The sequence below is a fragment of the Bacillus pretiosus genome, assembly GCF_052947655.1.
In genome coordinates, this window is sequence record NZ_CM129593.1 from 2,565,311 (window position 1) to 2,579,817 (window position 14,507).

General features: G+C 32.4%; 13 protein-coding genes and 1 other annotated feature. Of the genes, 12 read left to right on the forward strand and 1 reads right to left on the reverse strand.

From position 1 onward, the window contains the following. Window positions 1-67: 67 nt before the first annotated feature. The 11 genes from ACU8YW_RS13110 to ACU8YW_RS13160 all read left to right on the forward strand — a co-directional run bounded on the left by ACU8YW_RS13110 (window position 68) and on the right by ACU8YW_RS13160 (window position 12,280). Entirely contained in the window at window positions 68-598 is a 531-nt protein-coding gene (locus ACU8YW_RS13110) for a hypothetical protein (protein ID WP_426934300.1), read from the forward strand. Between the two features lie 12 nt (window positions 599-610). Next, a complete protein-coding gene (locus tag ACU8YW_RS13115; protein ID WP_071723193.1) occupies window positions 611-1,285 on the forward strand; it encodes a response regulator transcription factor in 675 nt (224 codons plus the stop codon). Next, window positions 1,282-2,697, forward strand: a complete 1,416-nt coding sequence (locus tag ACU8YW_RS13120) for a HAMP domain-containing sensor histidine kinase (protein ID WP_426934299.1) — start codon at window positions 1,282-1,284, stop codon at window positions 2,695-2,697. The genes ACU8YW_RS13115 and ACU8YW_RS13120 overlap by 4 nt, the downstream gene beginning before the upstream one ends. Window positions 2,698-2,804: 107 nt before the next feature. After that, window positions 2,805-3,791 (forward strand): zinc-binding dehydrogenase, encoded by a 987-nt coding sequence (locus ACU8YW_RS13125; RefSeq protein ID WP_426934298.1) that lies wholly within the window; start codon window positions 2,805-2,807, stop codon window positions 3,789-3,791. A 249-nt stretch (window positions 3,792-4,040) separates the two neighbouring features. Next, entirely contained in the window at window positions 4,041-4,640 is a 600-nt protein-coding gene (locus tag ACU8YW_RS13130; RefSeq protein ID WP_426934297.1) for an undecaprenyl-diphosphatase, read from the forward strand. 364 nt (window positions 4,641-5,004) lie between these two features. Next, window positions 5,005-7,143, forward strand: a complete 2,139-nt coding sequence (locus tag ACU8YW_RS13135; RefSeq protein WP_426934296.1) for a penicillin-binding protein — start codon at window positions 5,005-5,007, stop codon at window positions 7,141-7,143. 177 nt (window positions 7,144-7,320) lie between these two features. After that, window positions 7,321-7,579: a binding site (T-box leader), on the forward strand. 65 nt (window positions 7,580-7,644) lie between these two features. Next, entirely contained in the window at window positions 7,645-8,883 is a 1,239-nt protein-coding gene (locus tag ACU8YW_RS13140) for an MFS transporter (protein ID WP_426934295.1), read from the forward strand. A gap of 104 nt (window positions 8,884-8,987) precedes the next feature. Continuing rightward, entirely contained in the window at window positions 8,988-10,013 is a 1,026-nt protein-coding gene (locus ACU8YW_RS13145; protein WP_426934294.1) for a serine hydrolase domain-containing protein, read from the forward strand. A 206-nt stretch (window positions 10,014-10,219) separates the two neighbouring features. Next, window positions 10,220-10,687 carry a DUF1453 family protein gene (locus tag ACU8YW_RS13150; RefSeq protein WP_000353194.1) on the forward strand — a complete coding sequence of 156 codons (468 nt, stop codon included), beginning with the start codon at window positions 10,220-10,222 and terminating at the stop codon, window positions 10,685-10,687. Window positions 10,688-10,766: 79 nt separating this feature from the next. Beyond that, window positions 10,767-11,273 (forward strand): DUF3189 family protein, encoded by a 507-nt coding sequence (locus tag ACU8YW_RS13155; RefSeq protein ID WP_000576339.1) that lies wholly within the window; start codon window positions 10,767-10,769, stop codon window positions 11,271-11,273. Window positions 11,274-11,473: 200 nt separating this feature from the next. After that, the gene (locus tag ACU8YW_RS13160) at window positions 11,474-12,280 is read left to right on the forward strand and encodes a DegV family protein (RefSeq protein ID WP_000831941.1); all 807 of its coding nucleotides are present in this window, start codon (window positions 11,474-11,476) and stop codon (window positions 12,278-12,280) included. A 134-nt stretch (window positions 12,281-12,414) separates the two neighbouring features. Here ACU8YW_RS13160 and ACU8YW_RS13165 read toward each other — a convergent pair whose 3' ends face one another. Then, on the reverse strand, window positions 12,415-12,987 hold the full coding sequence (locus ACU8YW_RS13165; RefSeq protein WP_088063608.1) for a DJ-1/PfpI family protein: 573 nt from the start codon (window positions 12,985-12,987) through the stop codon (window positions 12,415-12,417). A gap of 260 nt (window positions 12,988-13,247) precedes the next feature. On the opposite strand from ACU8YW_RS13165, the gene ACU8YW_RS13170 reads away from it, so the two are divergent. Further along, the gene (locus ACU8YW_RS13170) at window positions 13,248-14,465 is read left to right on the forward strand and encodes a methyltransferase domain-containing protein (RefSeq protein ID WP_088063927.1); all 1,218 of its coding nucleotides are present in this window, start codon (window positions 13,248-13,250) and stop codon (window positions 14,463-14,465) included. Window positions 14,466-14,507: the final 42 nt, after the last annotated feature.

Genomic DNA, 14,507 nt, shown 5'->3' on the forward strand with positions numbered 1-14,507 from the left:
GTTCCTTTCTTTTTAATTTGATATTCTGCTTGTTACAGAAGGTTTATAAGGAAGGAGCTTGAATGAATTGGAGAAGCTACTAAGAAATAAATATTTTCATTTGTATGTTAAAATTATAGGCATTACTATTATTTTTTGTAGTATAGCATTGTTATTTATTAATGTAATATACGGCAACGCATTAAATATGAAATGGTTAAATAAGAAATTAGGTTCTTTCGGTGAATACGGGGCAATTTTAGCTGCATCGTTATGGATTTTACGTCATATATGGTTATTTTTAAAAAAGAAAAATATAATTGGGTTTAAATTGATAAAGGATGTATATCTTTTTATTAAAAAGTTTCACGTATTAATTGGATATACTGTATTAGCTGTATCAATTACTCACGGCATTTATTTTTTATTAAAAGGAAGTCGGCACCTGCTTATATTTTATAGTGGTATATTCTCTCTTTTCATTTTAATCATACTAGGAATCGTTGGATTTTTCTTACAGAAACATAATAAAAAAACAAACTTGATATTGTATAGAAAAGCACATCAAATCATTGCAATTATATTTGGGATAGGATTATTCATTCATTTAACTGTATAGGAGGAATTACTGTTGCAACACATATTAATTATTGAGGATGAGGAAAGTTTAGCTGATTTTTTAGAATTAGAATTAAAGTATGAAGGATATAAGGTAGACATTCAGTTTGATGGAAGGAAGGGATTAGAAGCCGCACTTGAAACAAATTATGATCTTATTTTACTTGATTTAATGCTGCCTGGGTTAAATGGACTAGAAGTGTGTCGTAGATTAAGGGCAACTAAAAATACACCTATTATTATGTTGACTGCACGCGATAGTATTATGGACCGCGTGACAGGATTAGATAGCGGAGCCGATGATTATCTTCCGAAACCATTTGCAATTGAAGAGCTGTTAGCGCGAATGAGAGTTATATTTAGACGAGAAGAACATATAGAAAATAAACATGTTTCATCTCTTACATTCAAAGATTTACAGCTCCAGATTGAATCGCGAACGATTACGAAAGGAAATGAAGAAATCGAACTAACAAATAAAGAATTTGAACTATTACTGATGTTTATGAAAAATATTAATAGAGTACTTACCCGTGATGTTTTATTGGATCAAGTATGGGGATATGACGCGATGGTTGAGACAAATATCGTTGATGTATACGTTCGTTATTTACGTAACAAGTTACATAGTGTAGATAAGGAGGAATATATCCAAACGGTCCGCGGTGCTGGATATATAATGAAATGATCAAAAATAGTGTGCATCGAATTCGAAATCTACCTATAAAGTGGAAATTAACACTTTGGTCCACTACTCTAGTATTTATTTTATTCATTTTATATAGTGCTCTGCAGTTTATTGTAATTAATAAGTGGACAATAGACTATGAACAGAAACAAATAAATAGACAAGTGACAGAAATAGCGGCCTATTTCCAAGATAAAAATGATAGCCTTTCGAGTAAGACGTTTGAAAACAGTAAAGATTTCTTAAACAATATGATTGATAAACATCAAATGATTCGTATTATCGGTATGGACGGGAAAACAATTGTTTCTGTTTCTCGAGAGTTTAATGAATCGTGGATAAAACCAAAACAAGTTACACATGAGGAATTATTTATAAAAAGACATGTAGAAGATCGCATATTAGTTAAGCGTATACCAATTCAAACAAAAGAGTTCACTGGTACCATTGAACTTACGAAAAACTTAGAGGCTTTCGATCATTTATTAAAAATTATTCTAGTGGTAATGGTTATTGCCGGAATATGTGGATTAATCTTTAGTTTTTTAGGTGGGCTACTAATCACGAAAAAACTATTATCAAGCGTTCAAAATATAACGGATACGATGAAACGTATAAAGAAAAATGGACTAAATGAACGGGTTCCAGTACGTGAAAATAATGATGAACTTGCAAAATTATCGTTTCTTTTTAACGAAATGATGGATGAGGTAGAAACTTCTTTTACACAACAGAAGCAGTTTGTAGAAGACGCATCCCATGAACTGAGAACACCACTAACAATTATTCAAGGACATTTGTCTATGTTAAATCGGTGGGGGAAAGATGATCCAGCAGTTTTAAATAAATCGCTTCAATCCAGTTTAAAGGAAGTTGATCGTTTAAATAAGTTAGTTTTAGAATTGCTAGAACTATCAAGAGCTGAATCAGAACAGATGCATCCAATCGCAGCTGATCCAGTCCATGTAAATAGCATATTAAAACAAGTCTCACAAAATTTTGCCGTACTTCAAACTGAATTTCAATTTGATATGAAACTGGGTGAAGATGTGGCATATGTCTCAATACCTTCATCTTACTTAGAACAAATTATTATTATCGTAATGGATAACGCAGTGAAATATACAAAAGAAGTTAATAAATATATTTGTATTGAATCTAGTGTACAATCAGGGAAAGTTAAAATTTGTATCATAGATCGTGGAGCGGGAATACCCGAAGCTGATTTACCTTTTGTTCTTAACCGCTTTTATCGTGTGGACAAAGCAAGAAGTCGAAAACAGGGTGGAAACGGTCTAGGTTTGTCTATTGCAAAACGACTTGTAGAGAAATACAACGGAACGATTCAAATAGAGAGTAAAGAAGACGAAGGAACAATCGTTACGATTACACTGCCTACCGTTTCACTTTAATAATTCAAAAAGAAGGGATGTTTTGTGCATTCCTTCTTTTTTACGGTCAAATTATTTTGTTTATTTCGAACTTTCTAGTACATTAGAAATATAAAGGGGGAATAAAAATGAAAGCTATCGTACATCAATATAAAGCTGGATTTGAAGGGGTAGAATATAAAGTATTACCAGAGATAACACCTAATGCTGGAGAAGTGAAAGTGAAATTAAAATCAGCCGGCTTAAATCATCGTGATTTATTTATAATGAATAACAGAAAAGAAATGCAATTACCATTAGTTCTAGGGTCAGATGGTGCAGGTATTGTTACGGAAATTGGAGAAGGGGTTTCAGGTGCTTTATTGAAAACCGAGGTTATTATTAATCCTAGTATTGGATGGGATAATATTGCAGAAATACCTGAGTTACCAGAGGTGTTAGGTGGACCGAAAGATGGAACGTTTGCTGAATATGTCATTGTGCCAGCTGAAAATGTAGTGGAAAAACCGTCATATCTTACTTGGGAAGAGTCTGGGGTTCTATCTTTATCGACACTAACTGCATATAGAGCGCTTTTTACAAAGGGTAGATTAAAGTGTGGAGAACATGTTTTAATTCCAGGCATAGGCGGCGGTGTAGCGACATTTGCCATGTTATTTGCGAAAGCAATTGGTGCAAAAGTAAGTGTTACTTCAAGGGTAGAAAGTAAAAGAAAGTTTGCCGAAACATATGGTGCAGACTTTTCTTTTAATAGTTCTGGAAATTGGGAAGAGAGTTTAGGCAAAGAGAAAGTAGATCTAATAATTGATAGTATAGGACCAGCAACATTCTTACAATATTTTGATGTATTAAAACCAAATGGGAGAATTGTTAATTTTGGTGCAAGCTCAGGAGATAAAATTGAATTGCCATTACGTGCATTATTTTATAACCAAATCGATATTATGGGGACATCTATGGGTAGCCGTGAGGAATTTAATGAAATGGTTAAGTTTATTGAGAAACATAAAATTAAACCAATTATTGATAAAGTATATTCGTTAGAAGAAGCGATTCAAGCATTAAAACGTATGGAACAGGGAGAACAATTTGGTAACATTGCACTTCGGATATAATACAAATATGATTTTGCAACTAGTATATTCAAATGACTATGTTATGTATTCTATATATAAAAAGCATATGATTCGTATTGTTTTAAAGGTTTTTCAGCTTTATACATAATTAGCCATTATAAATAGTCTTAATATTGTCAAATAACTACTAGTAAAATGAGAATTAGATGAGAAAAGTTTAAGTCCATTTTCATATAGATGTTGTATACTGTGTAAATCACGAACGCTTTTATGTAAGGAGAGAGTATTATGAATTACACAGTATTTCAATGGTTTAATAATTTTGCAGGATCGTCCAAACTATTAGATACGCTAATGATTGCTATTACAAATAGTGCTGTATATGTAGCGATTTTGTTTATGTTTGTCTTATGGTTTAATAATGGAAAGAAAGTCAATGCCATTAAAAAACAATACACAGTGTTATATACGACACTTTCAGTCATTATCGCATTACTAGTAAATGTGGTGATACATGCAGTATATTACCATCCACGTCCGTTTGTATCACATGATGTACATCAATTAGTACCACATGCAGCAGACTCATCATTTGTTAGTGATCATTCAGTACTTGTATTTTCCATTGCATTTGTATTTTTACTTAGAGGAGAAAAACTTAAATATGTCGCTCTTATTTGGGCAGTATTAGTCGGTGTATCACGTATGTACGTAGGTGTTCATTATCCTCTAGATATACTTGGTGCTGCTTTCTTAACATTTATTACGAGCGGCTTAGTAATGCAAAGTACACGTATGTGTGAACCAATAGCGAGATTTGTATTTAAAATGTACGCATTGGTAGCGAAACGAATTCCTTTTCTAGCGAAATATAATCATATAGCTTAATTTTTATAAATAACTATTTGTAAGTTTGTTTAAAAGTTCGCCTTTGGAAATCCAGAGGCGAACTTTTTTATTGTGCATAAGAAAAGGGTATTTGCATTAAAAGAGTGGCGAAAGAACAAGTAGGTTAGCACCTATTAAATTTGTAGTTTATTATAAATTAATCATCACGTTACGGAATATTCATAAATTTCACGCACCGTACTATAAATAGAAAAATAAAATAAATACAGAAACAATAACTACTTTCAGAACGATTTAAAGGAATTAAAAGGTAAAGTTCGAAACATATAGTATTGAAAGCAAAAAACTACATAATTTAAAGCACACCATCGTAGCAATTAATTGTGAAAGAAAGGAGATAAATATGCATAAACTTGAAACGAATAAAGGTGCGCGGTATTTTATGGTTGCTTTTATTGTTTTGTTTCTTATTATGCTTTTGCGGTTTTTCTATATTCAGGCAGTAGGTGTCGTACATAATGTAGATGTAAAAGATCTAGCAATTGAACAACATAATAAAAATGGTGTTTTGGAAGCGAATCGTGGCACAATATATGATCAAGCTGGAAAAGTGTTAGTCCAAGATTCCACAACATATCGTGTTGTTGTGAATTTAAAAGGAACAAATAAAGTGAAAAATAAAGATGAAACTGCAGAGCGATTAGCTGATGCGCTTGAAATTGATAAAGAGGACGTATTAAAAAATTTTCATGATGGACGCACGCAAGTTGAAATTGGAAAAGTTGGCCGGAATTTATCTAGAGAAGTAAAAGAAAGAATTGGAAAATTAAAAATTCCAGGGGTATCTTTTATGTCAGAAAAAGCAAGAGTATATCCAAATGAAGATTTTGCATCCTATATACTTGGTTTTGCGAGACCTGACGATAAAGGAAATACAGAAGGAAAATTTGGACTTGAAAAGAGCCTGAATAAATATTTGCGCTCTACAAACGGGAATATAGAATATGTGGGAGCACCAAGAGGGATCCCGCTTACAAATGATATAGGGAAAATAGAACCAGCTAAAAATGGGAATAACGTATACCTTACGCTCGATAAACAAATTAATAGTTTTTTAGAAGAAGCGATGAATAAAGCGCAAGAGCACTATGATCCTTCTATGTTAGTAGGAATCATAGCGGATCCAAAGACAGGGGAAATTTTAGCAATGTCTAGTAAACCTAGTTTTAATCCTAATAAAGGCGATATCGAATATTTTTTAAATGATCCAATCGCAAATGCATACGAACCAGGTTCAACAATGAAAATATTTACGTTAGCTGCTGCAATAAATGAAGGGGTATATAACGGGAAAGAATATTTCCAATCTGGAAAATATTCAGTTGGTTCATCTGATATAAAAGATCATAACGGTGGGTTTGGATGGGGATCTATTACATTTGATGAAGGCTTCGAAAGATCATCCAACGTAGCTTTTTCTATTTTAGAAGATCAGTTATTGAAACCGGATAAATTTAAGCAATATATGAATAAATTTGGATTCAACCAAAAAACCGGAATAGATTTACCTGGCGAAAGTAAAAACACATTATTATTAAATACACAAATTCAACAAGTCACAACTTCTTTCGGACAAGGTTCTACAGTAACTCCCATTCAATTAATCCAAGCAGCTACTGCTATAGCAAATGACGGAAAAATGATGCAACCATATATCGTTGACAAAGTTGTAAATCCAATAAATAAACAAGTTATTATGGAAAATCAACCGAAAGAAATTGGGAATCCAATAAAAAAAGAGACAGCGGACAAGGTAAGAGACTTAATGGAGCGTGTTATTACGTCTTCAAAAGGTACTGGTACAATGTATAAAGTGGATGGTTATCCAATAGGAGGTAAGACAGGAACAGCGCAAATTCCGAATCCTGAAAATGGACGATATATGGAAGGAAAAGAAAACTATATTTTTTCATTTTTAGGAATGGCTCCGATTGATGACCCAGAGTTAATTGTATACTTAGCTATTAAGCAGCCAAAGTTAAAGGGAGATGAGTATGGAGCTCAGCCGCTCGCTGAAATATTTAAACCAGTTATGAAAAATAGCCTTGAATATTTAAAAGTGAAACCATATACAGAAAAACAAATGGCAGATGCAACGAAACGATCCCAATTAAAAGTACAAAACTATGTCAATCAATCAATGGATACAGTAGAGAATAGTGTGAAAAAAGAGAAGCTCCAACCGATAATTTTAGGCGAAGGAAAAATAATAAAACAATATCCGCAATCTGGTGAAGTAATGAGTGAAGGGGATCGTATATTTTTATTAGGGAAGAACGCAATAATGCCAAATTTACAAGGTTGGTCCATGCGTGATGTTATGTATTTCTCTAAACTATTAAAATTAGAATTAAAGACTACAGGTACGGGCTATGTAACGAGTCAAAGCATTGAAAAGGGACAAGATATACAAGAAGGCGATGCATTAGAACTAAACTTAGAACCACCTTTACAACCGTTAGTAGAGGCGAATACAAATTAATTCGGACAAAGTGAAGGGTCTATATACAATAGGCTCTTTATTTTATAGATTTAAGTAATTTCACGCACCGTAATTTTTAGAAAAAATAATAAATAAAAGAATTAACAGAAACACGTTATTAAATATCTGATTATTTTTTATTTACAGTTAAATATTTCTGTGATAATATGGAAAAAATCAAATGCAGTGAAGAGAAGAGTAAATAAAATGAATTTTTCACAGAGAGCTCCATTTAGCTGAAAAGGAGTAAAAATTCTTTATTGAACCAAGCCTCTGAGCAGCACATCGGAACCTTTTATTAGGGGGTGGTGTGACGGGAGCTCCCGTTATAGAGCTATGGTATAAGCATGATTTACAATGCAGTACCTGATAAGGTTAATATGGCGACATATTAACAAACTAGGGTGGCACCGCGATGATAAATCTCGTCCCTAAGACTAAAAGTCTTGGGGGTGGGATTTTTTTATTGTTTCAAAACAATTTGGAAAGCGGGGGCCTAAAATGAAAAACTTACTTAAAGATTGGAAATATCCTTTATTACTACTGTCTGGAGTTGGTATTGCGAATTTAGGGGCATGGATTTACTTAATAGCACTGAATGTACTTGTCTATAATATGGGAGGCTCAGCCTTAGCTGTTGCTACTTTATATGTAATTAAACCATTAGCCGCCTTATTTACAAACGCATGGTCAGGAAGTATGATTGATCGTTTAAATAAACGGAAGTTAATGATTCACCTCGATATATATCGTGCGGTATTTATCGCTATTTTACCTCTACTTCCATCACTTTGGATTGTTTATGTATTCGTATTCTTTATCAGTATGGCCAGTGCAATTTATGAGCCAACTGCTATGACATATATGACGAAATTAATACCAGTAGAGAAAAGACAACGTTTCAACTCATTACGTAGTTTAATAGGATCTGGTGCATCATTAATTGGTCCAGCGATAGCGGGAGTATTGTTAATAGCAAGTACACCGGAGTTTGCTATATATATAAATGCTATAGCATTTCTCTTATCAGGAGTAATTACATTGCTGTTACCTAATCTTGATAAAAAATCCAATATTACTACGTCAAATGATAAGTTATCTTTAGCTGTACTAAAAAAAGATTGGAACATCGTTTTAAATTTCAGTAAAAAATCTTTATATATCGTTTTTGTGTATTTCTTATTTCAAGGGATGATGGTTTTAGTTGCCGCAACTGATTCACTTGAATTGTCATTTGCGAAAGAAGTTTTATTGTTAACAGATAGTGAATATGGCTTTTTAGTTAGTATTGCTGGAGCCGGGTTTATTTTAGGAGCTATAACAAATACAATTTTATCCAAAAAAATAGCGCCTTCATTTTTAATTGGAATAGGATCATTATTCATAGCAATCGGTTATTTAATTTATGCTTTTTCAAATGAATTTTTAATAGCTGCTATTGGATTCTTTATTTTATCTTTCTCTATGGCGTATGCAAACACAGGATTTTATACCTTTTATCAAAATAATGTCCCTGTCCATATCATGGGACGGATTGGGAGTATATATGGGCTTGTGATTGCGGGCATCACCATTTTAATTACGATTTTGTTCGGAGTTGCAACTCAATTTATTTCTATACAACTTGTGGTTATTGTAGGCTCATTGGTAATGCTGCTTATAACTATCATATTGTGTGTATTTACTTTATTGCCCTCACATTCTAAAGTGCATTCCTCTGAGTCAATCAATTCAAAATAGTAATCTTGGTTTTGATTTACGGTATTCAATAGGAGGGTTTACCCTCCTATATATGGAAATATAAGAAGGGTGAACAATATTGATAAATGAGGGTGGTTTTTGTAATGAAAACAAAAGATCAAATAGACAGTATTGTAAAAGAAATGCATCAGCATATAGATTTCTCTGGGGTAATTTTAGTAAAAGAAGAAAAAGGCTTAGTCTATGAAGAGGCGTTTGGTTACGCAAATCGCAATGAATGTATAAATAATACGCTACAAACAAGGTTCGGAATTGCCTCCGGTTGTAAAATATTCACTGCTATCGGTATCTGTCAACTTGTTGAGAAGGGGATAATTACTTTTCAAACAAAGTTAAAAGATTGTTTACGCATAAACTGTCCAAACTTCAATGAAGATATTACAATACATCACCTTCTGACGCATAGTTCGGGTATTCCAGATTATTTTGATGAAAGTATTATGGATAATTTCGAAGATCTTTGGGAACAAACTCCTATGTATCTATTAAAAAATTTAAAAGACTTCTTACCATTATTCCAAAACAGAAATATGATGTTTGCACCTGGAAGTAAGTTTCATTACAACAATGCAGGTTTTATCATACTGGGATTAATAATCGAAGAACAGACAGGATTTGAATTTACGGAATATATAGAAAAAAACATATTCAATCCAATTGGTATGAATGATTCTGGCTATTTTTCTTTAGATAGTTTACCAAGACACACAGCTTTAGGATATATAAAAGACGAAATTAACCAAAATTGGAGAACAAACACCTACTCTATACCAATAAAAGGTGGTTCTGATGGTGGTGCTTTTATTACTGCGCCAGACATGCTGAAGTTCTGGGAAGCGTTATTTAACTATGAAATCATAAGCCGAGAATATACAAACATGCTTTTAACTCCTCATATTCAAGTAAATAATAATCAGTCTTACGGCTATGGAATATGGATTGAAACAAGAGAAAACAAGATATTCAAATATCATGTAATGGGATATGATCCAGGAGTCAGTTTTCGCTCAGCCGTATATCCAGGATTAGGTATTACAGTAGTTATTCCGTCAAATAAAGGAGCGGGTCCTGAAAAGATAATGAAAGAATTAGAAAACTCTTTTTCATAAGGTTAAAAGAGTTTATGAACGCATTAATAAATGCAAAAAAGACGTACTATTTATTTGTACGTCTTTTTTGCATAAACAATGCTTAAAACTGATGGGAAATCACATTCTATATTTTATAATTTTTATTAGCTAGTTTATTTAAAGTATGGAATGAAAAGAAGCGAATATAATTTTCAAATGTAAACAAGTAAATAGGAGGACTCTAAATGGATATTCTATTTGTTATTCTACTTGTTGTTTTTATAATGATATTAATGCAAGGTAAAGAATATAAAGTGAATATTAATCGTATTTGGTTCATTCCGACTTTGCTGTGCTTTGCGACAATCCAGTCTATTATTCATATGGGACAATTAACTATATTGAAAGTATTACTATTCGTTGTAATGCTGGGGATTGGATTGGGCCTTGGAATGATTAGGGGAAAAGTTTTAACATTTCGATTAGATAGTGAAACAGGTCATGTATTACGCAAAGGAAATTGGTTAAGTACAATTATTCTACTTGCCATTCTAGGTACGAAGGTTTTGATTAAACAAAGTATGTTTTCTAGCAGTACTCACTATACATTAATGGTTGTAACAAATACCTTTTTATGTATCACATTAGGTACTGTAATTAGTAAACGATATTATATTTGGAAAAAATATAATGAATTAATACAAAAAACATGAAAGTATTCATCCATTGTTTAACAGCGCCGTGAACGGTAATACTAAATAACATTGAACTTTTACAACAAGGGATGATAATATGATATTCATTTATACAGATTTTGGCGGAACACATTCAACTTCACTTGCTGCAGCTTATCATTTAAATAAATTACCAACGGATCGTAAGTTAACGAAAGAAGAAATTTTGAATGTAGATTACTTTAATAAATTGAAAACAGAGGATATGGGCAAAATCATTTTTCATGGAATAGACGAAAATGGTAATCCGGTTTATACAATTGGATGTGGTGCATCAAAAGTCGTTGTACCTGCGATGAAACATTTAGGAGAGATTTTGCAAAAACATTATCAAAGTCATGAAAAGATTATTTTTTCTAATACATCACCAACAGTGCCTTTACCAATGACTTTCGGTGGTCTGTTTTCTAGAAGATTTCACATCGACTTCATCGGCGTACCGTTACTCGTATGGGGAGCGAAACTTTGCTGTGATAACGTACAAAGACTTGTTAGTTATACGAAAGAAGCTGGTCGATTGACAAATGATTATGTTGTAATTTTAGATAATGAAACCTTTAAATAATGTATAAAAAGAAGAAAATCGGGCAAATACTTCGGTTTTCTTCTTTTTTTCGTGAAAATGACAAAAAATATTCACATTTAATATCCATCTACTATAGCCAAAACAATAAAGTCCTGTTACTATTACAGGGATATTCTCTTTTCGTAACATAAATATATAGAAAAGTCAAAAAAGAGGAATTGAATTAAGGGAGGAACAACATGAAGCGTGTTGCTTGGATTACTGATAGTACAACTGCGAGTTTTACAACAGAAGGAGATAACTTTGTTATCCCAATTGAAGTTATTATTGATGGTGTGTCGTACAAAGATTGTGAAGAAGGTGTGCGTGAGCGCGTCTATAATGCGTTAAACGAAGGTAAAACTGTCACTACATCACAACCTAACATAGGGGAAATGGTAGAGTTATTTTCGAAATGCAAAGAAGAATATGAAGAGGGATTTGCAGTTGCTATTAGCGGAAAAGTAAGTGGAACTTATCAAAACATGAAGTTAGCTGCAGACATGGCAGGTTTCCCATTAACGGTATTGGATAGTGAAACAACAAGTTATCCAATGGATGAACTAATTAGAAAAGCGAAATCGTTATACAATGATGGTATGACGTTACAAGATATACACAAAACATTAGTAGATGAAAAAAGAAGACCTTTCCACGTATTCCCGAAAAGTTTAAAAGGCCTTTACGCAAGTGGACGTGTAAAGGGAGTTCAATTTTTACTTGGAAGTTTATTAAGTGTCAACTTAATATTAGAAGTAAAAGGTGGAGAGCTTTTACTTGAAAAGAAAGTTCGCAAAATCCAAAAATGTCGAGAATACATTAAAAATGAACTCGAAAAAGAATTACCAAAAGTACTTCATATGTTCCATGCTAACGATAAAGATGGAGCTGAGGAATGGATTTCAGATATTAGAAAAGCATTCCCTGAAATGGACTTTAAACTATATCCATTACCAATTTCATTTGCGGTTCATGCAGGTGAAGGTACAATAGCAATTAGTTATTAAGAGGAAAACCCGTGAATAATTCACGGGTTTTTTATTTAATTGAATTGAAATTGGAGGCATATCACGTCGCCATCAAACAAAAAGGCTCATTTTATTGTTTTGAGGAGCAACCAATCCCTCAACTTGATTTGAAATTAAAAATATAAACCTTTGCCTACTGGCTGAACAGTTTCTAGAACAGTATCGACCATTTCTTCATTGATTAGGGTTCTTATAATCCAGGCTGAGAGATCTTGAGCAGCAAAACAGCCTGCAGCAGTCGAGATATTTCCTTCGTTTACGAAACTTTGTTCAATAACGTCTACATCAAATTCTTTAAGCTGTTCTACTACGGACGGATATGTAGTGGCTTTCTTACCTGTTAGTAATTTTTTAGCTCCTAGTAGTAATGAACCAGAACACATAGATCCTATTAATTGTCTTTGAGGATCTACATGAATGCTATTAAGATACTCTTGATTTGTATATAAATTTTGTACACCCTTACCACTTGCAAATATTACAGCGTCAGCAGACGGAATATCAGATATGCTTCCTGTCATGGGAATACGTAAGCCAGACATGGATATATGAGTTTTTCCCGTTCCTAATAGTTGAACGTCCCAATCAGAAATACCGCCAACTAAACGTACACGATTTAATAAATCCCATGGTAGAAAAACATCTATATCAGTAAAGTTATCAAAACAGACTATTGCAATTTTCATTTTCTAATCCCTCATTCCGTATGTATGTCCCCTAATTTAGAATATAAACTGCTCCTTTTTATGTTCTATATTAAGTTATAAATTCCTGTATATTCTATGCGATGGAAATTTAATTAAATAAAAGGATTATACACCTATAAAATATGTGGCATTCAAATATCCCATACATAACGTAAATAATGTTGTTTCGAAAGTTTAAAGGGTTTTTAAATATAAAAATAGAAATCTATATAAAAAAATATATAAATGGTAGTGATGCTATGAAAATAGGTAAATTTGGAGAATTAAATAACATAAGTATTGATACAATTAGACATTATATGGACCTGGGTCTCATTATTCCTGAAAAAAGGGGAGGGCATTATTTTTTTGATGAGTATTGTCAAATAGATTTAGAACTTATATTACATTACAAAGATCTAGGATTTAGCTTGAATGAAATTAAAGAACTATTTTTTTATAAAAATTTAGCGAAATCTATGAATTACGAAAATGATACTTTTTACCAATCTTTATTTAAATTGAAATATGACAAGATGGAACAGGAAATAGAGCTTTTGGGGAAGAGGCGGGATAAATTAAAGGAAGTGTTACAAGATTTATTATTAACAAATGAAACTTCAAATTCAATTATAGGGATAGATTTAAGCGTACTTCATTTACTTACATGTTCTAAGTGTAGCGAAAAACTAATTCTTCAAAATGGAATTATTACTAACAATCAAATTACTGAGGGGAAGCTAATTTGTAATTGTGGTGAAGAATATATTATTACTTCAGGAATTATAACTGCGGGTAAATTGTTTAAAGTAAATGAGCAAACGTCACTTGAAGATACTATTTCGGATTATATTCATGAAACTGATAATGCGTATTTGGAAAATATGCATAGGGAAGGGGAATGGGCGAAAAAGAAACTAGTACATTTAAATTTAAATAACAAATTAATACTGGATTTAGGATCGGGACTTGGATTCTTTTTGAGAAACATTTATGAAGAACTGCCCGAAAATTGCCTATACATTGCAGTGGATCGAGATTTAAATAAACTTTTATTTTTAAAAGATGTATTAGCGAGAAGAAATCCGAAAAGAAACATTCTCTTTATCTGTGCTGATTTTTTGAATATCCCTATTCAGAATCAGTCAGTTGATGTAGTAATTGATCATTCTGGTACGAGCAATTATAGTTTTGAGCATGAGGATTTTTTACTTCACGAATTAAATCCACTTTTTAAAACGGATTGTTATTTAGTAAGTTTATTTATTTTATTTAAAAATTTCAGCTCAAATAGCCAAATTACAAATAACTTTCGAGAAAATTTTACACTTTCAAAAGTAACGAAAGAAATCCAAAATCTACACTTTCAATCCATTGATGAAAGTACTTCAAATTATTTGACACGAGGAGGAAAGTACGAGGATTTCTTTGTTCAAGGAGAAGAAATTTATACATATTCATTTTTCGGAAAAAGATAAGGGCAATCCCGTCAAAAAAAGTCCGGTTTTATAACTGGACTT